We start from the raw sequence: 24,281 nt of genomic DNA on the forward strand, positions 1-24,281 counted from the left end.
GATGGCTTCCTTCAGCGGTTCTTTTCGCGCAGCGACACGGCGACTGCGGTCAGGATGATGAGGCCACGCACGATCATCTGGTCGGAGACCGACAGGCCCATCAGGATCAGGCCGTTGTTGAGCATGCCCATCATCAACGAGCCGACCAGCGCGCCGACCACGGAGCCCTTGCCGCCATTGAGCAGCGTGCCGCCGACGATGACGGCGGCGATGACCGTCATCAAGTCGGTTTCGCCGAGAGTATATTTCGCCGCCTGCAGGCGACCGGCATAGAGCAAGCCGGCAAGACCGGCGAGCCCGCCGCTGATGGTCAGCACGGCGAGCCTGATCCTGGGCACGCTGATGCCCGATACGCTTGCGGCGCGGGCATTGTCGCCGGTCGCCAGCACATGCGCGCCGAAACGGGTTTCGCGGAACACCAGGTGGCCGATGGCCACGGCAATCACCGACCACCAGACGAGTGAGGGGACACCGAGCAGCGAGCCGGAACCGAAGAAGCCGGTGAACGCTTCGTTGGTCACCGAGATCGAGCGAAGGTCTGTCATCGAACGCGAAACGCCGGCGAACAGGCCGAGCGTCGCCAGCGTCACCAGGAAGGAGGGCAGCCTGACATACGCCACCAGCACGCCGTTGATGACGCCGATCAGCAGGCCGGCGCCGAGGCCGGCGACTATCCCTGCCGGCATGCCGTACGCGTTGATGGTGACGGCGGCTGCAAGGGCCGCCACCGCCACGATCGAGCCGATCGACAAATCTATTTCGCCGGCCGACATGACGAAGACCAGGCCGATGGCCATGATCGTCACCGGCGTCGTCTGCAACACGATGTTCGATAAGTTCCGGACGGTGAGGAAGCCGCTGTCCCGCAGCACAATGGCGAAGAACAGAAAGATCGCCAGGAAACCGAGGTAGACGACATATTGCTGCAGATTGAAGCGGCTGGCGAAGCTGCCACCGGCACTGGTGTTGGCACTGGACATTTATCCCTCCGGTGGTGAGCGCTTCGCCTCGAGCCTATTTCACCGCGTCCGCGATGGCCGCCGGTACGTCCCTGTTGAGGGACTTCCTCCAACCGTCCTTCACCGTGTCCTTGGTGACGGCGATGGAATCTACGGCATAGAATGGTTCGGCCTTCTTGCCGACCAGCGAACCTGCCGAGGCGCGCGCCAGCGTCACGCCAATGCTGTAGGCCTCGTCGGCGACGAGGGCCGCGATGTTGCCGCCCTTGACCATGTCGAGCGCGGCAGGCTCGTTGAGGTCGAGCGTGACAATCTTGGTGTGCGTGTTGCCGGCACCGCGCAAGGCCGAAAGCACGCTCAGCGCCGGTTCGGCCCAGGTGACATAGATGCCGTCCAGGTCCGGATGCTGGGTGATCATCGCCTGGGCGATGTCTTCGCTGCGCGCCGGGTCGGCCATGCCGGCCTCGGCCTCGATCTTCATATCGGGATAGTCCTGCTCGATGGTCTTCTTGAAGGCCTGGTCGCGCTGGTTGGTGACGTAGAAGTCGGCATCGTGGAAGATGTAGCCGACCTTGCCTTTCTTGCCGAGCGCCTCGGCCATGGCGATGCCGGCCTTGTTGCCCATCTGAAAGAGATCGTCGGAGACGATGGTGACATAGTCCCTGCCCTGCTTGTAGCCGGCCGGGGAATTGTCGACGAAGCCGAGCTTGACGCCGGCCTGGCGTGCCGGATCGTAGACCGAAGCTGCGGTCGCCGGATCGACGGGAAGCGACAGGATGATCGACGGCTTTTTGGCCATCACCGTCTCGATATCGGCCTTCTGTCGCGCGGCGTCGAAACCGGCATCGGTCTGCGCCACCACCTCGATGCCGAGGCGCTTGAATTCGTCATGGGCGCCGGCGTTGACGGCGTTGGTGTATTCGCTCATCTCGTGCCAGACGAGGGCGGCGGTGAACTTGCCGTCCTTGATCTGCTGCTCTTCGGCTGGCGTCAGCGTAAGACTGCTCGCCGGCACCGGCTTTTCACCATTCGGTCCTGTGGTGACGCCTTCAGCGGCGAAGGCGTGCATGGCTAGCAGGCTCGCCACTGTCGTTATGATTACAGATGCTTTGCGCATATCCCGGTTCCCTTTTTGTTGTGTCGAAGAAAAGCTCCGGTGCGGCGGGCCGCGCCCGAGCGAGAGCCTTACTTGGCCGCGTCGAGCACCGGCTGCGGCGCGTCGCGGTTGAGCGAGTCCTTCCAGCCCTGCGCGACATTCTCCTTGGTGACGGTCAGGGCCGGGGCGACGACGAAGGCCGGTGTCGGCTGGCCAAGCAGCGACTTCATGCCGGAAGCAGCCATGGCGCGGCCGAGTTCATAGGCCTTGTCGGCGACGAGGGCTGCGACATTGCCGCCCTTGACCATGTCGAGCGCGACCGGCTCGGCGAGGTCGAGCGTGACGATCTTGGTCCTGGCGTTGCCGGCGCCGCGTAGCGCCGACAGCACGCCGTCGGCCGGCTCGGCCCAGGTCACGTAGATGCCGTCGAGATCGGGATGCTGCAAAAGCATCGCGTTGGCCAGTTCCTCGGCGCGGGCCGGGTCGGATATGCCCTGTTCGGCGACGATCTTGATGTCGGGATACACCTTCTCGATGGTGGTCTTGAAGGCTTGGTCGCGCTGGTTGGTGACGTAGTAGGCAGCGTCGTGGAAAATGTAGCCGACCTTGCCCTTGCCGCCAATCGCCTTGGCCATCGCGTCCGCAGCCTGCTTGCCCATCTGGAATAGATCGTCAGTCACGATCGAAGCGTAATCGGTGCCCTGCTTGTAGCCCTTGGGCAAGTTGGACAGGAACACCAACTTGGTGCCGTCCTTGACCGCCTGGCGGAAGGCTTCTGCCGAGGTGACCGGGTCGAGCGGCAGCGCCAAGATGACGTTGGGCTTGGCGGCCAACGCCGTCTCGATGTCGCTGCGCTGGCGGGCGGAGTCGAACTGGGCATCCGTTTTGACCGCAATGGTGATGCCGGCGCGGGCGAATTCGTCGGTGGCGCCGGCGGTTACCGCATTGGTGAAATCGGACGAGGTGTGCCAGAGCAACGCAGCCTTGTAGCCCTTGTCCTTGAGCGCGGCGATGTCGGCATCGCTTAGGATCACGTCGGCGCTCGGCGTGGCGCTCTCGCCCTGCGGGCCGACCGTCTGTGCGAAAGCTGGGTTGGCGGCAAGCATCAATCCGCCGGCAAAGGCGGCGGCGATCAGTGTCTTCATCGGCATGTCAGTTCTCCCATTTTGCTTCGTTGGTGGTTCAGTCGGCCACGCCGCAATAGCGGGCCATGAAGGCGGCGAAGCCGACTATGCCGGCGAAATATTCCTCGACATCCACGTGCTCCTCGAATGTGTGGCAATTCCTGATGTCGCCGGGCGCGCAATAGACGGCAGGAATACCGAGCTGATTGATGATGAAGGGGGACTCCGACCAGAACGGTGCGCCCTCGATGACGCCGCGTCCGCTCATTGCGCCAGCCATCGCGTCGGACAGCATGGCGACTTCTGCCCGCGTTTCGCCGATCTCGGCAGCGGTGCCGCCCAGCCTGTGGTCGCGGCCGGCGGGGTAGGCGAACTCTACCGAAATATCCGGATCGGCGATCGCGCCGCGCACGGCAGCCTCGATCTCGGCGGCGGCGGTGTCGAGGTCCTCGCCAGGCAACAGCTTGCGGATCAGCGAGAGCGTGCAGCGCTCGGGAACGGCAATGTAGCCGCCGCCGGCAAGCCCGGTGATAAGCAGGAAGCCGCGCCCGACCAGTTTGTGCTCGGCGCGCGCGGCGACCTCATCCGAATGCTTCCAAAGCGCCGTCATCGCGGCATGGCTTGCACGGAGCGCATCCTTGCCGAGTTCTGGCACACCGAAATAGGCGGATTTGCCGGTAATCGAGATATCGGTGATGAAGAAGCCGATCTGCGCCGCATAGACGGCCAGGCGGGTCGGCTCGACATAGACGCTGAAATCGGGTGCTGTGACCTCGCCGGTCTCGATGCGTCCGACGAAGTGCTTGATCCCGGCGGAAATGCCGGTGCCGGGCTGGCCGCTCTCCTCGTCGCCGACGAAGGCAAAGGCGACGTCGCCCTTGAGGCGAACGCCGGCCTTGTCGAGCAGCGCGAGTGCCGCCAGCGAAGCAATGATGCCGGCCTTGAGGTCGCCGGAGCCTCGGCCCCAGACAGCACCATCAATGATCGGGGCGGCGAACGGATCCTCACGCTCGGTGCCTGCCCAATGCTCGCGCCAGCCGTCGACATGGACGGTGTCGGTATGGCCGATGAACAGCAGGCGCTTTCCCTGGTCGGCCCCCTTGCGCTCGCCCCAGATGTTGGGCCGCCCAGGAAGGAATTCCGTCCTGGTCAGGCCGCTGAGGTCAAGGTCGCGCATCCTGGCTTCGAGGAAGTCGACGAAGTTGGCTTCGTTGCCGGTGATGCTCTCTCGGCCGATGGCGCCGCGAAACAGCGTTAGTGCGTCGTCACGGTCGAGCGCTGCCTGCAGGCGGGCGGTAATATTGCAAGTCATATCGCGGCCTCCTTCAGCGCGGCGGCCTGGGCAGGCGGCAGCGAAATCCGGCCATCAGGCGCGTCGACGCCGAACAGCGTGTTGTGCAATTGGCCAAGGCCGATTGCCGCCGCGCCGATGAGGGCTGCGCGTGCGCCGAGTTCGCTCGCCTCGACCCTGACCGGATAGGGGAAGCATAGCGGCAGAAGCGCCTGCACCCTGGACAGGATTTCGGGCCGCAACCCAATCGAGCCGCCGAGGATAAACTTTTCTGGATTGGCGATCGCTGCGATTGCCGCAACGCCTTGCGCCAGATGGCGGGCAGTTTCGTCGAGCACGGTGAGCGCGTCCTTGTCGCCAAGCGCGGCATTCTCGAATATTGCCGGCACCGAGACCTGCCTGCCGGTGAGGGCGTGGTAGCGATCGGTCATGGCGTGGGTGGCCACCGCGCGTTCGAATGCGCCGGTGCGCAGTGATTCCTCGGCGAAGGGATCGGCGCCGATCGGCATAAAACCGATCTCGCCGGCGGCGTGCCCAGCACCCCGCACCAGATGGCCGCCCAGCATCAGCCCGCTGCCGATGCCGGTGCCGAGCGCGATGTAGGCGAGATTGTCGATGCCCTGGCCTTGGCCGAGCCAGTTCTCGCCAAGCACCGCGAGATTGACGTCGTTCTCGATCATCACCGCGACGCCGAGCGCTTCTTCGAAGGCATCCAGCACATTCATTGTGTCGAAGCCGGCAATGTTCGGCGCCATTAGAATGCGGCCGGTGGCCGGGTCAGGAGCGCCAGGCGCGCCGATGACGGCCAGGCGTATCTTCTTGCGCGCGACGTGCTGTCTGGCCGCGGCATCGAAGGCCAGCGCTGCAATCTGATCGACGACGAACTGGCCGCCGCGCGGATCGGTCGGTGTGGCGGCTTCGGCAAAGATCTGGCAGGCAAGGTCGGTCAGCGCGACCCGCACCTTGGTACCGCCAAGGTCGACGGCGATGATATAGGCTGCGTCGTGGACCAGTTCGTAGGTGACGGCGGTGCGCCCGACGTGGCCGCTGGTGCGGCCGGTTTCCTGGACCCAGCCCTCCTGCTCGAGCCCGCGCACGATTTCGGAGATGGTCTGCTTCGACAGGCCCGTCAGCTTGGCGATCGAGGCGCGCGAGATCGGCCCGCCCTGGACGATCGCTTCCATCACGGAGCGCTGTGAGAACTGACGGGATATGCGCGGCAGGTCAGTCACATCGAACCCCGGTTAATTCGTTCTGTGACCGAACTTATTATTCAGAACTGGACCTGTCAATGTATGTTCGCGAGCGGCGGTTTTTGCGTACGCGAACATTGATCCGGAGGCAGGATTCAGGCGCGTTGCTGCCGTTCGGCAGAAGATAAATGCGGTCAGGGAGTGGCTGGATCAGCTTCTTGAGTCAATTGGGCGAACAGCTTCGTAGCGCATTGACAAATAATGATCATGCTAGTCTCTGAGGGGCACTGTTTTCTACAGGAGATCAATACAGCGGATGGTTCGCCGGTCCACACCTCTCGTATTCTCTCGTATGGTCTGTCGAACCAAAGGACGATGAACGAGACTAACTATTGGCTTCGAGAATATCGGTGATGTACCGCGGGTCTGCCTCCCAGTGAATGGCTCAAATGGGGCCGGCAGCGGAACATCCGCTTACGGTTTGCAAACGTGGATAACTGCCATACCGCCTTAACTCGCAAAGACCCGTTTGACGCCAACTGGGCTGGCCCGAAGCCGACCTCTCCGTCCAGCATAGTCCGATCATATTCGGCGCAAGCTGCTCGCTTGAACCGTGGGATAGAATTCCGCCAATCTCGACCCGCCTATGCCTGGGGTGGCCCTGCTCACGATCACGAGCGTAGCGCCATCTTCCGAATGGCCGGGTAGGGCTGGAGAAATCGCCGCCGAACCTTCTCGACCAGCCATTCTCCGGCTTTGGCAAAAAGCCGGTTCGAAGGCTTTCCCGCCATGTGGCGTTGCCTTTCGCAAAGACCGGTCAACCGACTTTGAATAGCACTTGCAGGCACGTGGTTGCCAGGCGCCCACCGAACTTGACAAGCAGTCTTGCAGGAACTGCGTCGAGCACTGAACGTTTGACCCAAGCGCGGGCATCTCCGCCTTGGCTAAGGACCATCAATGTTCACGTTCATGTTTGCCACCGGCATCGAGAACAGCACCCCCACCATTCGACAAGGCCGGGAGCGCGTCGACGAAATGGAAAAATGCCGCTTCTACGAACGATGGCGCACCGACTTCGAACTGGTCCAGGATCTCGGGGTGCATTTCCTCCGCTACGGACCTCCCATCCACAAAACGTGGCTGGGTGATGGACGTTATGATTGGGCATTCGCCGATGAGACCTTCGCGGACCTGAAGGAGAAAGACATTCTTCCGATCGTCGACCTTTGCCATTTTGGCGTGCCGGACTGGGTTGGCAACTTCCAGAACCCGGACTTTCCGACACTATTCGAGCACTACGCCAGGGATTTCGCGATGCGCTATCCGTGGATCCAGCTCTTCACCCCAATAAATGAGATGTTCATCTGCGCCACCTTTTCGGCTCGCTGGGGATGGTGGAACGAACAACTGAGCAGCGACACTGCTTTCGTCACCGCCCTCAAGCACATCGTGAAGGCGAACGTGCTTGCCATGCGGGCGATCCTCGAGGTGCGGCCGGACGCCATCTTCATACAGAGCGAATCCTCGGAATACTTCCACGCCGATTCTCCCGAGGCGGTCGGCAGAGCGGAACGGTTCAACAGCGAGCGTTTCCTGTCGCTTGATCTCAACTACGGTCATGACGTCGACGCGCACACCTATCGCTATCTTCTCGAAAACGGGATGACGGCCGAAGAATACAGTTTCTTCCTGGAGAGCCATCTGCGCAGGCATTGCGTGATGGGCACCGACTATTACCAGACCAACGAACATCGGGTTTGGGCAGACGGAACGACGTCCGGGTCCGGCGAGGTGTTTGGCTATGACGAGATCACGCGGCAGTACTTCAACCGCTACCGGCTTCCCGTAATGCATACGGAGACCAACATCAGAGAAGGCCCCAATGGAGACGAGGCCGTCTATTGGCTGTGGAAAGAGTGGGCCAACGTGCTGCGGATCCGCAACGATGGCATCCCCATCGTAGGCTTCACCTGGTACTCGCTGACGGATCAGGTGGACTGGGACAGTGCGCTTCGGGAGAACAACGAACGGATCAATCCGCTCGGCCTCTATGACCTCGACCGAAATCCGAGGGCGGTGGGGCGCGCTTTCAAGGCGCTGATCGCGAACTGGAACAAGCTGTTGGCCACACAAAGTGTCTGCCTTGCTTTGCCGGTCTTTCTTCCCTCACAGCAAGACGATGCCATTGTTCGCGCGCAACAGGATTATGCGCGCAGCCTGCTGAGCGTGGATCGGGTCGCTGAAGGCTGGACTGAACCACTTGCTGCTCCCCAGAAAGAGGTCGAACCCGATGCGCCTGGATAACAAGGCTGCATTGTAACCGGTGCTGCAAGCGGCATTGGACTGGCCATCGCCATGCGGTTGGGCACCGAAGGTGCACGGGTGAGCCGACGTGGGTGGAGGCAAGGTCGAGAAGGCGCGCATCGGTTCGACAAGGGGCGCTCCGGGGAGGCCGCTATCACGGTGCTGTCGACTTGCGCTCACGCGTTCGGCAGGTTGGTAATAATCGTCAACAACGCGCCGGCCTGATAATCTTTAACCCATTGAGGCATTCACTAGAGCGGGCTGGCTGAAGGTGCTGAGCGTCGACCTGCTGGGAGCAATTTATTTCGCCGGAAAGGCATTCGCTCATATGACATCTGGCGGCGTCATCGTAAAACATATTGAGTGTGCGCGGTCGAGACGAGCTCCGCATGTCGAGCTATACGCTGCGGCAAAGGCCACCCTCCTGTCTCTAACCGAGACCCGACGCAGTTCGCACCTTGGCCGACTGGGCATGAATCCGGACGATTACCGAACCAAATGGAACCTGCCTCGCAATTACCCGATGGTGGCACCCAACTATTCGGGAAGCGTTCCGCATATCGCCTCTAACACCCAGTAGCGGACAGCTCTCGCCTGAGGCGTCAGTCGTCGTTGAAGCGCTCCGGCATCGCATTCGAGGCCAAGGCTGGTGCACAAGGATCATGACATCGAATTCCACTCTTTACAGGAACAAGTGCCTTTCCTCGGGATTAGGATTCGACGCCGCAACGGCGTCGAACCCCAAAGGAGACTCACATGAAACGTAAGATTTTGACAGCTACAGCGATCTCTCTCTGTCTCGCCACCGCGGCCTTGGCGCAGTCGTCGGGAACATCCAGCGGCACGAACGGAACGTCCGGCTCATCGGCCGGGTCCAGTATGAGCTCTACGTCCGGCTCCGGCCAAAGCGGTATCCCGAGCGGCTGGGACAGCAAGCTCTCCGGCTCATTCTTCAGCGACGCCAATTCGGGAAGACTTCTGTCGCAGGATGAGATCCGCAAGAACTGGTCGTCCCTGAGCTCTGAACAGCAGGCACAGGTTCGCTCCGACTGCTCGAGGATGACGGCCAGTAACGGCACTGGCTCTGGCACAATGACCGGCACGTCAGGTAGCTCGGCTTCGACCGGCAGTGATACAACGGCGAGTATCGGCACCGGCTCTGGCACAGCCACCGGCACTTCAGGCAGCTCTGGTTCGACCGGCAGTAACACCACGGCCAGCAACAGCACTGGTTCGGGTACAACCACCGGCACGTCGGGATCCTCGAATACAGCTGGCGATACGACCGCCAGCACCAGCACGGGTTCGGGCGCGAACTCAGCTGCTCAAATGGCTTCGATGCAGCAGCTCTGCACCCAGGTTCAAGGGATGTGAGTGAATGCGGCGCTCCGGGCCGGCTTGGCCGGAATAAGAAGAGGCCTTGAAGGCCCGGGCATCGCTTTGGTTTGGTAGCCATTTCGGCGCTGAAGTCGGCCGGAGACCGGGGTCACAACTCGGCGCTTGTCGCGCTGCTTTTCTATCGCCGGCGACCGTCCCTCGCCAATAGCGCGCTTCGCGTCGAGACACTTCTCCCGGCTGAGGCAAGCGAGATTCCGTCCCGTCCATACCTGCCAAGATAGACCGTCTCGCGGCCTCCGTTGAGCCTGTAGTCCAGCCGAAAGGAGATCGCACCACTGGGCATCGCGCGGACATACATGCCGTCACGGTCTGCAATCTTATAGATTTTCTCTTTTGGTTTCAGTGCCTTAAGGGCGGCATCCGTCAGCATACCCATTGCCTTCTGAAAAGTACCGTCAGTACAATTTGGAGGCTGCGTGGCAGGAAATTCCTTTTTTCTTCAATGCCTTAGGCAGAAAAAAGTACCGTCACGAGCCTCGTTGGCTCCTACGGTACTTGGAAAAACTCGGGTGGGCAATGTGCGGAAGGGTCCGTCAACCGGTCCGTCAAAGTTAATCTTTGCGTACGGATTGTCGCTGATTGTCCGTGAAGGATTTATTTTTGTTTTCAGTAGGTTACATCGCAGATCGGCATATTTCGGCGGCGTTTGAGTGGGCCTGAATCACTCCCACTCGATGGTGCCTGGCGGCTTTGACGTCACGTCGTAGACGACGCGGTTGATGCCGCGGACTTCGTTGATGATGCGGGTGGCCGCCGCGCCGAGGAAAGCCATGTCGTAGTGGTAGAAGTCGGCGGTCATGCCGTCGACGGACGTCACGGCGCGCAGGGCGCAGACGAATTCGTAGGTGCGGCCGTCGCCCATCACACCGACGGTCTGCACCGGAAGCAGCACGGCGAAAGCCTGCCAGATGGCGTCGTAGAGGCCGGCCTTGCGGATCTCGTCGAGATAGATGGCGTCGGCCTCGCGCAGGATTTCGAGCTTTTCGCGGGTGATACCGCCGGGGCAGCGGATGGCAAGGCCTGGTCCGGGGAACGGATGGCGGCCAATAAAACTTTCGGGCAGGCCGAGTTCCTTGCCCAGTGCCCTCACCTCGTCCTTGAACAGTTCGCGCAGCGGCTCGACCAGCTGCATGTTCATGCGCGCCGGCAGGCCGCCGACATTGTGGTGCGACTTGATGGTCACCGACGGGCCGCCGGTGAAGGAGACGCTCTCGATGACGTCGGGATAGAGCGTGCCTTGCGCCAGGAAATCGGCGCCGCCGAGTTTCTTGGCCTCTTCCTCGAACACTTCGATGAACAGCCGGCCGATGGTCTTGCGCTTCTTCTCGGGGTCGGACTCGCCTTCCAGCGCCGAGATGAATTTTTCCGACGCGTCGACCAGGATCAGCGGCAGATTGTAGTGCTGGCGGAACATCGCCACGACGCCGGCCGCCTCGTCCTTGCGCATAAGGCCATGGTCGACAAGAATGCAGGTCAGCTGGTCGCCTACCGCTTCGTGGATCAGCAAGGCAGCGACCGATGAATCCACGCCGCCCGACAGCGCGCAGATCACCTTGCCCTTGCCGACCTGTTTGCGAATGGTCTCGACCGCGTGCTCACGATAGGCGCGCATCGTCCAGTCGCCTTCGATGCCGGCGATGTTGTGCACGAAGTTTCTCAGCAGCCTGGCGCCATCCGGCGTATGCACCACTTCGGGGTGGAACATGATGCCGTACATCTTGCGCGCGACATTGCCGAAGATGGCGAAGGGCGAGCCTTCCGACTTGCCGAAGACTTCGAACCCCTTGGGCAGCGAGATGACGCGGTCGCCATGGCTCATCCACACCTGGTGGCGCTGGCCTGGCGCCCACAGGCCCTCGAACAGCGGGCTGTCCTTCTCGATCTCGACGAAGGCACGGCCGAATTCGCGATGGTTCGAGCTTTCGGCTACGCCGCCCATCTGCACGCACATGGCCATCTGGCCGTAGCAGATACCGAGCACCGGCACGCCGGCATCGAAGACGATCTGCGGCGCGCGCGGGCTGCCGATGTCCGATGTCGAGGAGGGACCGCCCGACAGGATAACGGCTTTTGGATTGATGCGCTTGAAGGCAGCTTCGGCCGATTGGAACGGCACGATCTCGGAAAACACACCGGCCTCGCGGATGCGGCGGGCGATGAGCTGCGTGAACTGGCTGCCGAAATCGATGATGAGAACGGTGTCCGCCAGGACGGTGTCGGAATGATTGGCTGTCGTCATGGCGAGCCTTTAGAGAAAGAAACGAGTCGGCGCAATGGGTTGCGTAACCCGACTTTCAGAGCGGTGCAGGCTCGCCCGCAGGCGGCTCCTTGCGCAGCGTGCCGGAGCCGATGGCCTGTTCGAGGCGCACGACTGCATCCGCCAGCTTCTCGTCGATGACATGCAGATATTCGGTCCAGTCGCCAACGTTGCGCAGATCGGCTGCACCGTCTGAAATGCCGCGCAGGCCGATAAGCGGGATATCGAACAACTGGCAGGCGCGCAGGCAGGCGAAGGTTTCCATGTCGACCATGTCGGCGGCGATGGCGTCATAGGCGGCACCGGTGATGATGGCGCCGCCGGTCGACAGGCTGGCTTCTTTAATGCCCGGTATCCTGAATGATAGCGGGACGGTCACCGGCAGGTCGAGGAACGGCGTCGCGCCTTTTTCGAAGCCTAGCGGCGAAGCGTCGATGTCGCGATAGCTGACCGAGACCGCCTGGTAGATTTCCGTCTGCTCCAGTGTGCGGCTGCCGGCGGAGCCGAGCGAGACGACGAGATCGGGCAGCGTCTTCTCAGACTTCAGCCATGACAGTTCGGCGCCGAGCCGCACACCTGCCTCGACCGGGCCGACGCCCGTCATCAGCGGCGTGAACAGTTTCTGCAGATGCAGACCGTATTCCGCTTGCGCCGCCATGACGAAAAGAACGTCCTTGCCGCCAATTCGCGTAACGCTGGCCATCATCCCGCTATCCCGTCACGGCCAACCACCGTCATCATCGTGCCGGTCATGGTCGCGATCAGCTTGGCCTCGCCATCGGCGGCCAAGGCGTACGCTTGGCCATCGGCGACAATGATGGTGCGGCCGGGTTTGGTCACCGAGCCGCGGAACAGGAAGCGTTCGCCCCGGCCGGGCGCCAGGAGATTGACCTTGAATTCGATGGTCAGCACGCCGGAATTTTCCGGCATCAGCGAGAACGCGGCATAGCCGCAGGCCGAGTCCAGCGCCGTCGAAATCACCCCGGCATGCAGGAAACCGTGCTGCTGGGTCAGTGCCTGGGAATAGGGCATTTCGATCTCGATGATGCCCGGCGTCACAAGGGTCAGCTCGGCGCCAATGGTCGCCATCGCCTGCTGGCGGGCGAACGACGCCCTGACGCGGTCCTCATAATCGGGTGCGGGTACGATCTTTGCTGCCATGGCCATCGCCCTGATTTATCTGCAAAGCTTATCGCAGACGCCTGAACGCCACGCAAATGCTTTTGCTGCACTGCAGCAAAGCACTCAGTTCAACAGGAGCAGCGACGCGTTGAGCAAGGTGGCGAAGGCCACCCATAGGGCATAGGGCGCAAACAGCCAGCCGGAAACCCGGTCGCGGTTCCACACCGTGGCTATGAACAGCGCAATGCTGGCGAGAAGAGCCAGGATCACTACCAGTGCCGGCCCCATCTGTTTGGCGCCGAAGAAAGTCGGCGACCACGCGAAGTTCAGAACAAGCTGGAGGGCCCAGATCTTCATCGCGGCGCCTGCTCGTTCCCGCTCCCATGTCCGCCAGCCGGCCACGGCGATCAGCACATAGAGGAGCGTCCAGGCCGGCGCGAAGACCCAGTTGGGCGGGTTGAAGGGCGGCTTGGCGAGCGAGGCATACCATTCACCCGGCAGCGTCGCATAGCCGATCAACAGGCCGCCGCCGAGCACAAGAAGGAGGAAAAGCAGAAGCGACACATATCGAAGCGACACATATCTTTGCAAGAATTCTACCCCGTCTGGCGGCCGACGCCGCGCATCTGCAACTGGAGCGCTATGTCAGTCTGTCAATCACAGCGTCAATTCGCCCGACGCAGCGCACAGAAATAGAAGCCGTCGGTGCCGCTCAGAGCCGGCGACAGCGAGATATCGCTTGTCTTGCCGATCCGGGCGGCCGCTGCGTGACCGGGGAAGCTGGCATCCCAAAGCGCGCGATGATCGACCGGAACGAAGCCCTTGTGCCGTTCGCGAAAGGCGGCGATTTGTTCGCCATTCTCCTCGTCGAACACCGAACAGGTGATGTAGACCAGCAGGCCGCCCGGTTTGACATAGGCCTTCGCCGCATCGAGGATCGCCGACTGCTCGCCCTTGCGGGCATCGAGCTGTCTTTGCATCAGCCGCCATTTGGCGTCTGGACGGCGCCGCCAGGTGCCGCTGCCGGTGCAGGGCGCATCGACCAGCACGATGTCCATGTGGCCTGCGAGGGGGCTGAGCTCAGCCGGCTTGGTGACAACCTGGACGTTGCGGTTTTCCGAACGGCGGAGGCGGTCGAAGATCGGCGCCAGCCGCGCTTTTTCGGCATCATGGGCGAAGACCTGGCCTTTGTTGGCCATCGCCGCCGACAACGCCAGCGTCTTGCCGCCGGCGCCGGCGCAGAAATCGAGCACCTGCATCCCGGCTTGCGCGCCGGCAAGGGCGGCAACGATCTGCGAGCCTTCGTCCTGGACCTCGAACCAGCCTTTCTGGAAGGCCGGCTCGGCCTGTACGTTCGGGTGCCTGCCGTCGCCGTCGATGGGCGGGATGCGAATGCCTTGTGGCGCGATAGCGGCTGCCTTGGCGCCGGTTTCGGCGAGTTCCGCCAGCACTTTGGCGCGGTCGGACTGCAGCGTATTGACCCTGATGTCGAGCGGCGGGCGGGTCGCCAAAGCCGCCCCCTCCGCAACCCAGTCTGCGCCAAAGGATCGTTCGAAGAGCGGCGCGCACCAGTCGGGTATGTCCGCCCGCACCGCCTCCGGCGCGTCTTCAGGCCGGCGCTCGGCCAGCGCCTGCAACTCGGCGGCGCTGAGCAGCGGCGGCGCGAACTTGTCACCCTGGAGCGCATCGTTAAGCGATTGCGGCGTCTGGCCCCATTCGATGAGCAGCGCGCCGAAGCCGATGGCGCGGGGCGTGTCTTCACCCAAAAGCCAGCCGGCGGAACGTTTGTGGCGCAGCGCGTCGTAGACGATGTTGCCGATCGCCGCGCGGTCGCCGCCGCCCGCAAAGCGATGCGACAGGCCCCAATCTTTCAGCGCATCGGCCACCGGCCGGTGGCGCCGGCCAATGTCGTCCAGCACTTCAATGGCTGCCGCCAGCCGTCCGCCCAGTCGCATTTGTCATTCCATCTATCGAGCACAGTATCTTTCGGCCTGCTCTTAGAGCGTTTCGCGTCGAGATTGAACCCCGCTTGAATTTCGCGGCGACGAGGCCTTCCGCTCGCGGCCGACGATTTTCCCCGCCGGCAAATGTCCGCCCGCCGGCGATAACAAATCTCAAATATATGCAAGGTCTCTAATGTTGGTAACTGGCCGCCGTAAGCACGATCTGTGGCGCAATTGCTCAGCTTTCCAAGCTTTTGCGTTGGGAATACTCTTTGCGCCATGATTCGCGGCGCGGAAAAGCGGACCGACGGATCGATACGAGGAGAGGGCAATGAAAACGTATCTTGCGGAAGTTCTAGGGACATTTCTATTGGTGTTTATCGGCACGGCGTCGGTGGCGACGGGTGGCTTTCTCGCCGACTTGCCGCTGGGCCAGGAAGCCATCGGCCTGGCGTTCGGCATCGGCCTGATTGCGGCGGCTTACGCGGTGGGTCCCATCTCAGGCGCACATCTCAACCCGGCCGTCACGCTCGGCGTCTTCCTTGCCGGCCGGCTGCCGGCCAAGGATGTCATTCCTTACTGGATCGCGCAGATCATCGGCGCCATTCTGGCCTCGCTGGCGCTGTGGATCATCGTCTCCGGCCAGACCGGCGGGCACACCACCGGTTTCGGCGCCAATGGCTGGGACGTGGCGAAATGGGGGACGAGTTCGGCCTTCCTGTGGGAGCTGATCGGCACCTTCACCTTCGTCACCGTCATCCTCGGCGTCACCGCCGAGAAGCACTCGACGGCGTTCGCCGGCCTGGTCATCGGCCTGACGCTGGCCGGACTGCACTTCGCAATGATCCCGGTGACCGGCACCTCGCTCAATCCGGCGCGTTCGATCGGCCCGGCGCTGTTTACCGGCGGCGCAGCCCTCAGCCAGCTCTGGCTGTTCATCGTTGCGCCGCTGATCGGCGGCGCAATCGCTGGCGTCGTCGCGAAGGCACGCATCTTCGAAAAGGACTGATTTCGAAGCCTGCGAAAACGAAGGGCGCGGGCCTCGGCCCGCGCCCTTCGTTTGGGAGGTTGTATCAGGCAGCGATGTCGAAACGGTCGGCGTTCATCACCTTGGTCCACGCCTTGACGAAATCGCCAACGAATTTCTGCCCGGCATCTGCCGACCCGTAGACCTCGGCCAGCGCGCGCAGCTGCGCATGCGAGCCGAAGATCAGGTCGGCGCGCGTGGCGGTCCAGTTGACCGCCCTGGTCTTGCGGTCGCGTGCTTCGTAGACCTCATGCGAGCCGGCCTCGGAGGCCGGATCCCAGATGGTGCTCATCGAGAGCAGGTTGACGAAGAAGTCGTTCGTCAGCGTGCCCGGCCTGTCGGTCAACACACCATGCTTCGAGCCGCCGGTGTTGGCGCCGAGCACGCGCAGGCCACCAACCAGCACCGTCATCTCCGGCGCCGTCAGGTTGAGCAGTTGCGCCCGGTCGACCAGCATGGCTTCGACCGACATCGGCGGTTTGCCCCTGACATAGTTGCGGAAGCCGTCAATTTTCGGCTCGAGCGCCGCAAAGGAATGGACGTCGGTCTGCGCCTGCGAGGCGTCGGTGCGGCCGGGCGTGAAGGGAACCTTCACCGCATTGCCGCCATCCGTTGCGGCTTTCTCGACCGCGGCGACGCCGCCGAGCACGATGAGGTCGGCCAGCGAGACCTTCTTGCCGCCTGCGTTGAACTCGTTCTGGATGGCTTCGAGCTTCGCCAGCACGGTAGCCAGTTCGACAGGCTGGTTGACCTCCCAGTCCTTCTGCGGCGCCAGGCGAATGCGCGCGCCATTAGCGCCGCCGCGCTTGTCGGAGTTGCGGAAGGTCGAGGCCGAGGCCCAGGCGGTCGAGACCAATTGCGAAACGCTGAGGCCCGAAGCCAGGATCTTGGCCTTCAGCAATGCGATGTCCTGGTCGCTGACCAGCTCATGGTCGACGGCCGGAACCGGATCCTGCCAGATCAGCTCTTCCTTCGGCACCAACGGGCCGAGATACCGCACGACCGGCCCCATGTCGCGATGGGTGAGCTTGTACCAGGCACGGGCGAAGGCATCGGCGAACTGCTCCGGATGCTCATGGAAGCGGCGCGAGATCTTCTCATAGGCCGGGTCGGCCCGCAGCGCGAGGTCGGTGGTCAGCATTGCCGGCGCATGACGCTTCGAGGGATTGTGCGCGTCCGGCACCGTAACCGCGCCAGAGCCGCCCTTCGGCGTCCACTGATGGGCCCCGGCCGGGCTCTTGGTCAGCTCCCATTCGAAGTTGAAGAGATTGTCGAAGAAGTTGTTGCTCCACTTGGTCGGCGTCGTCGTCCAGGTAACTTCGAGGCCGGACGTGATCGCATCGCCGGCAATGCCGGTGGCATGCTTGCTCGACCAGCCGAGGCCCTGCGCCTCGATGCCCGCGCCTTCCGGCTCGGCGCCGACCAGTGTTGCATCACCGGCGCCATGGGTCTTGCCGAAGGTGTGGCCGCCGGCGATCAGCGCCACGGTTTCCTCATCGTTCATTGCCATGCGTCCGAAGGTCTCGCGGATGTCGCGGGCCGAGGCCAGCGGATCCGGCTTGCCGTTCGGCCCTTCCGGGTTGACGTAGATCAGGCCCATCTGCACCGCGCCGAGATGGCCGTGCAACTCACGGTCGCCGGAATAGCGCTTGTCGTCGAGCCACTTGGTTTCCGAACCCCAGTCGACATCCTGCTCGGGCTCCCAGACATCGGCGCGGCCACCGGCAAAGCCAAAGGTCTTGAAGCCCATCGATTCCAGCGCGACGTTGCCGGTGAGAATCAACAGGTCGGCCCAGGAGATCTTGCGGCCGTATTTCTGCTTGACCGGCCACAGCAGCCGGCGCGCCTTGTCGAGATTGGCGTTGTCCGGCCAGCTGTTCAGCGGCGCGAAACGCTGCTGGCCCGCACCGGCGCCACCCCGGCCGTCGCCGATGCGATAGGTGCCGGCGCTGTGCCAGGCCATGCGGATGAACAGCGGCCCGTAATGGCCGAAATCGGCCGGCCACCAATCCTGCGAATCCGTCATCACCTTGTGCAAATCCTCGATCACCGCGTCGAGGTCGAGCGTCTTGAACTCCGCGGCGTAGTCGAAAGCTTCGCCCATCGGGTCCGAAAGGCTCGACTGCTGGTGGAGAACGCCGATGTCGAGCTGGTTCGGCCACCAGTCGCGGTTGGTCCTGGCGGAGGTTCCATGCGCGACCGGGCATTTGCCGGCGCTGTTGTCGTCGGTCATCGCGTCCATCTTGGCCTCCGAATTGCTGATTTATGTGTTGTTTTTTCCGGGCCGGCCGGGAGCCGCGCCACTCTGGAATGGTTCCAGACTAAGCCGTCTCTTCGATAAAAACAAATTGCCTTTCCTGTTTGTTGCGATAGGTTTTCCTTATGATTGGCTTGACCGTGCGGCAGATGCAATATTTCGAGGCTTTGGCGCAAACGCTGCATTTCGGCCGCGCCGCAAAACTCGCCGGCGTCAGCCAGCCGGCGCTGTCCGCGCAGATCGCCCAGATGGAGCAAAGGCTGAACTGCCGGCTGTTCGAGCGCGGCGGCAAGACGGTGCGGATGACGGAAGAGGCGCAAGCGCTGCTGCCACGCATCGAGCGCATCCTGCGCGATATCAGCGACGTCGAGACGACGGCCCGGCGCGGCCGCCCGGCCATGGAAGGCCGCTTCCGGCTAGGCATCATCCCGACCGTGGCGCCGTATCTTTTGCCGCATGTGCTCCCGGAACTGAAACGGCATTTTCCGTCCCTGCAGCTCGAACTGCGCGAAGCAGTCACCGCATCACTGGTCGAGGACACGGCAAGCGGACGGCTCGACGCCTTCATTGCCGCGCTGCCGCTCGACCAGCCGGGCCTGGTCACCGAGGAACTGTTCGCCGACCGCTTCTTCCTCGCTGTGCCATCCGGAGATCCAGCCTTCGCCTCGCCACCGGTGCCGCCGGAAAGCCTGGCGCTGGAGCGGTTGATGCTTTTGGAGGAAGGCCACTGCCTGCGCGAACAGGCGCTGGCCCTGTGCGGCAGCGTGCGTCCCGTAGCGATGGCAAGCTACGGCGCCACCAGCCTGACGACGCTGCTGCAGATGGTGGCGCATGGTCTCGGCGTCACGCTTATCCCGGAAATGGCGGCGAAGCCGGCCAGCGCCATGCCGGACCTCAAGATCGTGCCGTTCCAGGAGCCAATGCCGCAACGCACGATCTGCCTCGCCTGGCGCCGCAACAAGGTGCGGCATGATGAGTGCGTCGAGTTGGCGAAGATCATTCGCGGACTGGATGGGGTGGTGATGGGGGTGTGAGTCGTTTGGGTCTTGGATGTCGCCTTGGGAACCCCCGAAAAGCTCAAATCAGGCGCGTTCGAGAATACCCGCCTTGATGGTTGGTCGCCAGATCGCACCAAAGCCTCAAGGGATAAATACCAGAAATACATACGTAAAAAACACAACGGCATGGACGATTCCGGTCAGGAAGGTCGTTCTTTCGTTGCTAAAGCTTACGCTGCATATGAAAAGCGCTAAAACCAAAAGTACGGCGTCAGCTTCCGGGAGCCCCAGGGTCAACCCTCGTCCCGTAAGCAGGCTGGCTGCTGCGACCGCAGGTATCGTCAAACCAATCGTGGCGCAAGCCGAACCCATTGCGACATTCAGGCCGCGCTGCAGCTCATTGTTGAGTGAAGCGCGAACCGCCGAAATGGCTTCCGGCATCAAAACCAGACCCGCGATCATTGCCCCCACAATGCTGTCAGCCTGGGTCACCTGGTAAGCAACGAGCGCATTTTCAACACTTGCGGCGACCTGCTCGGCGAGCATGACAATTCCGATCAGTCCGATGACCAGGAGCAGAGCGCTGGAAGAGATGCTTTTGTGAGGGGCGGTTCGCGCCGAAAGGTCGTGTGCCAGTCCTTCGATGAAATCGTCCCGGTGCCGGACTGTCTGCGCGAACACAAAGCTTGCATAGAGCAGCACGGAAAGAACGCTTACCAGGCCAAGCTGAGCTGCCGAAAATGTGCCGGGATCGGTGGTCCGCGTGTAGGTCGGCAGGATAAGCGTCATGACGGTCAGTGCGGCCAAAACCGCCAGATATGCGCTGGTCCCTTGCCGGACAATTGCCTGCTTGCGATGCCGCCAGCCGCCAAACGTGAGACACATTCCGACAACGCCCGTGGAGGCAATCATCACTGTCGAGAAGACCGATTCACGTGCAAGCGTGGGGTTGTTCTCTCCATGCAGCATCATGGAAACGATGATCGACACTTCGATTGCCGTCACGGCAAAAGTCAGCACCAATGTGCCGTAAGGCTCCCCCACACGGTGGGCCACCGCCTCGGCGTGATCGAGCACCACGAAAATAGTGATGAACATGATCGCACTCGAGAGCGCTCCGACGAGAATCCTGACGCTCGGCGAACCTTCGTCCACCGATAGCCCGCTGACTCTGACCGCAACGGCCAGTGCCAGCGCGGCCAAAGGCATCGCATAGGAAGTCGCTGATCGTGCGAAACCAGTCATTCAAGCCCCAATGCGTTCGGCGAACCTTGCGGAAGCCTGTCGAGCACCCCAATGTCGTTTCGAAGCCCGGCAGTCCCGTCCCCGGCGTTCAACCCTCAAGCCGTCTTCTGCACCACCAGCCCCAGTTCCTCCACCATCGCTTCCCGCATCAGAAACTTCTGCGGCTTGCCCGTCACCGTCATCGGCAGTTCGGTGCGGAAGCGGATGTAGCGGGGGATTTTGTAGTGGGCGATCTGGCCGGCGCAGAAATTCTTGATCTCCTGCTCGGTGGCGATCTGGTTGGGCTTCAGCACGATCCAGGCGCACAGCTCCTCGCCATATTTGGCGTCGGGAATGCCGAACACCTGCACCTCCTTGACCTTGGGATGGCGATAGAGAAATTCCTCGACCTCTCTGGGATAGACGTTTTCGCCGCCGCGGATGACCATGTCCTTGACCCGGCCGACAATGTTGCAATAGCCCTCGGAGTCGATGGTGGCGAGATCACCGGTGTGCATCCAGCCGTCGGCGTCGATCGCCTCGCGGGTTTTTTCCGCGTCGTCCCAGTAGCCTTTCATGACGGAATAGCCGCGGGTGCACAGCTCGCCCGGCGCGCCGACGGCGACGGTGGCGCCCTCGGCGTCGATGGCCTTGACCTCGACATGCGGATGGATGCGGCCGACAGTGGAGACGCGTTTTTCCAGCGGATCGTCGACGCTGCTCTGGAACGAGACCGGGCTGGTCTCGGTCATGCCGTAGGCGATGGTCACCTCTTCCATATGCATCAGCGTCACCACCTTCTTCATCACCTCGATCGGGCATGGTGAGCCCGCCATGATGCCGGTGCGCAGGCTGGAGAGATCGAAGCTGGTGAAGTCGGCGTGGTCAAGCATGGCGACGAACATGGTCGGCACGCCGTAGAGGCCGGTGCAGCGTTCCTGCGCCACCGCCTTCAGCGTCGCGCCGGCGTCAAAACCCTCGCCAGGAAACACCATGGTCGCGCCCTTGGTGACGCAGCCCATCGTGCCCATCGACATGCCGAAGCAGTGGTAGAGCGGCACCGGGATGCAGAGCCGGTCGTCAACGGTGAGCTTGATCGCAGCGGTGACGAAATTGCCATTGTTGACGATGTTGGTGTGGGTCAGCGTCGCGCCCTTGGGCGCGCCCGTCGTGCCTGATGTGAACTGGATGTTGATGGCCTCGCCCGGCTTCAGCCCTTCGGAGATGCGGTCGAGGCTGTCATGCTCGTCGCGGCCGGCCATCGACAGCACATCGGCGAAATTGAACATGCCGGGCGAGTTGTCGTCGCCCATGCGAATGACGATCTTCAGCGTCGGCAATTTCTGCGCCTTGAGCTTGCCGGGGGTGGCGTTGGCGAGCTCCGGCGCCAGCGTCTCGATCATGCCGAGATAGTCGGAGGTCTTGAAACTGGCGGCGGTGACCAGCGCCTTGCAGCCGACCTTGTTGAGGGCATACTCGAGCTCCGTCAGCCGGTAGGCCGGGTTGATGTTGACCAGGATCAGGCCGATGCGAGCTGTGGCGAATTGGGTGACCAGCCATTCCCAGCGGTTGGGCGACCAGATGCCGACACGGTCGCCTTTTTCGAGGCCCAGCGCCAGGAAGCCGGCGGCGAGCGTATCGACCGTGTCCGACAGTTCGCTCCAGGTGAAGCGCTTGTCCTGGCCGACGAAGACGGCAGCATCCTGCGTGGCGTATTTGCTGACCGTGCCGGAGAAAAGCTGAGGGATCGTCTTGTCGAGCAGCGGCACCGAACGGTCGCCCGACACATGTGCCCGGCCGTCGAGCGGAGCGATGAAAGCCCTGCCGCGCCCGCGCAGATTGGTGGCGTTCTTGAGCTCGTCGAGATTGATCGCCATCGCCGTTTCCTCCCGGGATATGGCGAGCCTATCAGCCTGATGGGATGGTGGAAAGTAGAGGCGGTTCCCCTCCCCCTCGCGGGGAGGGTGCCTCGCGAAGCGAGGCGGGTGGGACCCTCGGCGAAGTGCTCGACTTCCTTGCTCACGGTCGACCCGGCTTGGGTCGTCTCGCGTCGAGCACTGCCGGAGCGACCCCACCCGTCCATCCGCCTTTGGCGGCTGTCCACCCTCCCCTCAAGGGGGAGGGAGCGCGCTCATCTTCGCGGCTATTTCCCGCACTAGCGCCTCATCCGCCGGCGCACGATCTTTCCGGGCAGCCACCAGGCAAGCCTGCGACTCCAGCACAACCCCATCGGCCAGCACCTTGAGATGGTTGGCGCGCAGGGTCGAGCCGGTGGTGGTGATGTCGACGATGACATCGGCAAGGCCTGCCGCCGGCGCGCCTTCGGTGGCGCCGAGGCTTTCGACGATGCGGTAGACCTGGATGCCGTGCTTTTGCGAGAAGAACTGCTGCGTGAGCCGCCAGTATTTGGTGGCGATCCTGAGCCGCCTGCCGTGGCGCTGGCGGAAATCGGCGGCGACATCGTCGAGATCGGCCATGGTGTCGACGTCGAGCCAGATGCCGGGCACCGCGACCACGACATCGGCATGGCCGAAGCCGAGGCGAGCGACGATTTCGGCGCGCGCCTCCCAGTCGGCGAGGTTTTCGCGCAGCAGGTCCTCGCCGGTAATGCCGAGGTCGACCGAACCTTGCCCAATCTCGCCGGCGATTTCGGACGCCGACAGGAACGCCACCTCGATGCCCTCGGCGCCGTCGATGCGGGCGCGGTACTGGCGCTCATCGCCGGGCAGGCTGACGGCAAGCCCGGCCCTGGCCAGTACCTCCAAGGCCTGCTCCTTGAGCCGGCCTTTCGATGGGATCGCCAGCGTGATCATTGCGGCTCTCCCCGCAGCGCTTCGATGCGGTCGAGCCAGACGGAGAAGCCGACGCCGGGGATCGGCGTCTTGGCGCCGAGCAGGGTCAGCAGCCGGTCGTAGCGACCGCCGCCGGCCAGCGGCCGCTCGCCACCAAGTGCTGCGATCTCGAAGACGATGCCGGTGTAGTAATCCAGCGGACGGCCGAAGGCAGCGTCGTAGCTGATCGTCTTTGCAGGCAGGCCATGTGCCTCTATGGCTTTGGCGCGGGCGGCGAATTTTTCCAGCGCCGCGCCCAGCGAAAGCCCGGCAGAGGCCGCAAAACTTTCGAGCGCAGCACTCGCGCCGTCGAGCGGCACGTCAATGGCGAGAAAATCCCTGAGCGCCGCAAACGCTTCGTTCGACAACCGCACGCTGCGCAGTTCGGCCTTTTCGATCAGCCGCCGGGCAATGTCGGCGGGCGCGCGTCCGCCGGATGCCAGCAGGCCGGCCTCTTCCATGCCGCCGGCAATGTGGGCGGAAAGCGCTTCGAGATCGCGATCGAGGACAAGGGCCGCGACTTCGCCGTCAAGCTGACCGTTGCGTGGCGGGTTGGCGAGATCGGACAACGCTGCCTGCAGCATCGGCGCCGAACCGAAGGCGCGCGCAAGTCGCATGCGCCAGCCGCGCGGCAGGCCGAGGGCCGCCAGCACCGCCTCGAAGATGGTCTGGTCGCCGAGCGTGATCGCAAGAGGTTGCGCCGGCAGCACCAGCTGCAGCAGCGCGTGCGCATCGGCCAGCGAACGCGCATCGGCCTCGGCCGTATCGCGGTCGCCGAGATCCTCGATGCCGGCCTGAAAGAACTCGTTGCCGCCCTCGCGGCGCTGGCGGAACACTTCGCCGAGATAGGAATAGCGGCGCGGCGTGCCGGCCTGCGAGGCGATGTGGTCGAGGCAGACGGGGATGGTGAATTCCGGCCGCAGACACAGCGTCTTGCCGGTCTCGCTTTCGGTGAGAAAGATGCGGCGGCGCAGATCCTCGCCGGCCATGTCGAGGAACGGATCGGCCGGCTGCAGCACCGCGACCTCGACCGCATGGGTGTTGCGGGTGGCGAAGAGCTTGGTGATTTCGGATGCGATGGCGGGACGGGAGGTCATGAAGCGCAGCCTTCCCTTCTCTCCCTGTGGGAGAAGGTGTCGCCGAAGGCGACGGATGAGGGGTGTTCCAGCGGAGTGAGGCGTTGGAGTTCCCCGGAACACCCCTCATCCGTCTCGGCGCTCCGCGCCGATCCACCTTCTCCCACAAGGAGAGAAGGGA

At 63.0% G+C, this 24,281-nt stretch carries 20 protein-coding genes and 1 pseudogene; 4 read left to right on the top strand and 17 right to left on the bottom strand.

The window, feature by feature from the left end:
• Positions 1–11: 11 nt before the first annotated feature.
• The 5 genes from NLY43_RS10330 to NLY43_RS10350 all read right to left on the bottom strand — a co-directional run bounded on the left by NLY43_RS10330 (position 12) and on the right by NLY43_RS10350 (position 5,702).
• Positions 12–980, bottom strand: a complete 969-nt coding sequence (locus NLY43_RS10330; protein ID WP_023692325.1) for an ABC transporter permease — start codon at positions 978–980, stop codon at positions 12–14.
• Between the two features lie 34 nt (positions 981–1,014).
• Positions 1,015–2,076, bottom strand: a complete 1,062-nt coding sequence (locus tag NLY43_RS10335; RefSeq protein WP_023681811.1) for a substrate-binding domain-containing protein — start codon at positions 2,074–2,076, stop codon at positions 1,015–1,017.
• A gap of 68 nt (positions 2,077–2,144) precedes the next feature.
• Positions 2,145–3,206 (bottom strand): substrate-binding domain-containing protein, encoded by a 1,062-nt coding sequence (locus tag NLY43_RS10340; RefSeq protein ID WP_023667731.1) that lies wholly within the window; start codon positions 3,204–3,206, stop codon positions 2,145–2,147.
• A 31-nt stretch (positions 3,207–3,237) separates the two neighbouring features.
• A complete protein-coding gene (locus NLY43_RS10345; protein ID WP_023695126.1) occupies positions 3,238–4,491 on the bottom strand; it encodes a M20 family metallopeptidase in 1,254 nt (417 codons plus the stop codon).
• The gene (locus NLY43_RS10350) at positions 4,488–5,702 is read right to left on the bottom strand and encodes an ROK family transcriptional regulator (protein ID WP_023710108.1); all 1,215 of its coding nucleotides are present in this window, start codon (positions 5,700–5,702) and stop codon (positions 4,488–4,490) included. Before NLY43_RS10350 ends, NLY43_RS10345 begins: the two co-directional genes overlap by 4 nt.
• Positions 5,703–6,620: 918 nt before the next feature.
• Between NLY43_RS10350 and NLY43_RS10355 the strand changes: the two genes are divergently transcribed.
• Both NLY43_RS10355 and NLY43_RS32720 read left to right on the top strand, forming a co-directional pair.
• The gene (locus tag NLY43_RS10355) at positions 6,621–7,967 is read left to right on the top strand and encodes a family 1 glycosylhydrolase (protein WP_023710109.1); all 1,347 of its coding nucleotides are present in this window, start codon (positions 6,621–6,623) and stop codon (positions 7,965–7,967) included.
• 271 nt (positions 7,968–8,238) lie between these two features.
• Positions 8,239–8,547: a MucR family transcriptional regulator gene (locus NLY43_RS32720; protein WP_155923233.1), complete on the top strand. Its 309-nt coding sequence runs from the start codon at positions 8,239–8,241 to the stop codon at positions 8,545–8,547.
• A 172-nt stretch (positions 8,548–8,719) separates the two neighbouring features.
• Here NLY43_RS32720 and NLY43_RS10365 read toward each other — a convergent pair whose 3' ends face one another.
• The 7 genes and pseudogenes from NLY43_RS10365 to NLY43_RS10395 form a co-directional block, all read right to left on the bottom strand.
• On the bottom strand, positions 8,720–9,262 hold the full coding sequence (locus NLY43_RS10365; protein WP_245260041.1) for a protein TonB: 543 nt from the start codon (positions 9,260–9,262) through the stop codon (positions 8,720–8,722).
• 195 nt (positions 9,263–9,457) lie between these two features.
• A pseudogene (locus tag NLY43_RS10370) lies at positions 9,458–9,735 on the bottom strand (Arm DNA-binding domain-containing protein); the annotation flags it as partial.
• A 291-nt stretch (positions 9,736–10,026) separates the two neighbouring features.
• Entirely contained in the window at positions 10,027–11,604 is a 1,578-nt protein-coding gene (guaA, locus tag NLY43_RS10375; protein WP_023695122.1) for a glutamine-hydrolyzing GMP synthase, read from the bottom strand.
• Between the two features lie 55 nt (positions 11,605–11,659).
• Entirely contained in the window at positions 11,660–12,328 is a 669-nt protein-coding gene (locus NLY43_RS10380; RefSeq protein WP_023710111.1) for a 5'-methylthioadenosine/S-adenosylhomocysteine nucleosidase, read from the bottom strand.
• Positions 12,325–12,783 carry a PaaI family thioesterase gene (locus tag NLY43_RS10385; RefSeq protein ID WP_023710112.1) on the bottom strand — a complete coding sequence of 153 codons (459 nt, stop codon included), beginning with the start codon at positions 12,781–12,783 and terminating at the stop codon, positions 12,325–12,327. The genes NLY43_RS10380 and NLY43_RS10385 overlap by 4 nt, the downstream gene beginning before the upstream one ends.
• Before the next feature lie 84 nt (positions 12,784–12,867).
• On the bottom strand, positions 12,868–13,323 hold the full coding sequence (locus NLY43_RS10390; RefSeq protein ID WP_023710113.1) for a TspO/MBR family protein: 456 nt from the start codon (positions 13,321–13,323) through the stop codon (positions 12,868–12,870).
• 86 nt (positions 13,324–13,409) lie between these two features.
• Positions 13,410–14,699: an RsmB/NOP family class I SAM-dependent RNA methyltransferase gene (locus NLY43_RS10395; RefSeq protein ID WP_023710114.1), complete on the bottom strand. Its 1,290-nt coding sequence runs from the start codon at positions 14,697–14,699 to the stop codon at positions 13,410–13,412.
• Between the two features lie 319 nt (positions 14,700–15,018).
• Here NLY43_RS10395 and NLY43_RS10400 point away from each other — a divergent pair, with 319 nt between their 5' ends.
• On the top strand, positions 15,019–15,696 hold the full coding sequence (locus tag NLY43_RS10400; RefSeq protein WP_023681822.1) for an MIP family channel protein: 678 nt from the start codon (positions 15,019–15,021) through the stop codon (positions 15,694–15,696).
• 64 nt (positions 15,697–15,760) lie between these two features.
• Here NLY43_RS10400 and katG read toward each other — a convergent pair whose 3' ends face one another.
• Positions 15,761–17,956, bottom strand: a complete 2,196-nt coding sequence (katG, locus tag NLY43_RS10405; RefSeq protein ID WP_023710115.1) for a catalase/peroxidase HPI — start codon at positions 17,954–17,956, stop codon at positions 15,761–15,763.
• Between the two features lie 140 nt (positions 17,957–18,096).
• Here katG and NLY43_RS10410 point away from each other — a divergent pair, with 140 nt between their 5' ends.
• Positions 18,097–19,005, top strand: a complete 909-nt coding sequence (locus NLY43_RS10410; RefSeq protein ID WP_023710116.1) for a hydrogen peroxide-inducible genes activator — start codon at positions 18,097–18,099, stop codon at positions 19,003–19,005.
• Between the two features lie 105 nt (positions 19,006–19,110).
• Here NLY43_RS10410 and NLY43_RS10415 read toward each other — a convergent pair whose 3' ends face one another.
• From NLY43_RS10415 to NLY43_RS10430, 4 genes are all read right to left on the bottom strand, one after another.
• A complete protein-coding gene (locus tag NLY43_RS10415; protein WP_023710117.1) occupies positions 19,111–20,214 on the bottom strand; it encodes a calcium:cation antiporter in 1,104 nt (367 codons plus the stop codon).
• A gap of 95 nt (positions 20,215–20,309) precedes the next feature.
• Entirely contained in the window at positions 20,310–22,070 is a 1,761-nt protein-coding gene (locus tag NLY43_RS10420; RefSeq protein ID WP_023710118.1) for an AMP-binding protein, read from the bottom strand.
• 234 nt (positions 22,071–22,304) lie between these two features.
• Positions 22,305–23,006, bottom strand: coding sequence for an ATP phosphoribosyltransferase (gene hisG, locus NLY43_RS10425; RefSeq protein ID WP_023710119.1), 702 nt, complete (start codon positions 23,004–23,006; stop codon positions 22,305–22,307).
• The gene (locus NLY43_RS10430; RefSeq protein WP_023710120.1) at positions 23,003–24,121 is read right to left on the bottom strand and encodes an ATP phosphoribosyltransferase regulatory subunit; all 1,119 of its coding nucleotides are present in this window, start codon (positions 24,119–24,121) and stop codon (positions 23,003–23,005) included. The genes hisG and NLY43_RS10430 overlap by 4 nt, the downstream gene beginning before the upstream one ends.
• Between the last annotated feature and the right edge of the window lie 160 nt (positions 24,122–24,281).

The sequence above is a fragment of the Mesorhizobium sp. C416B genome (assembly GCF_030323165.1).
Taxonomy (GTDB): domain Bacteria; phylum Pseudomonadota; class Alphaproteobacteria; order Rhizobiales; family Rhizobiaceae; genus Mesorhizobium.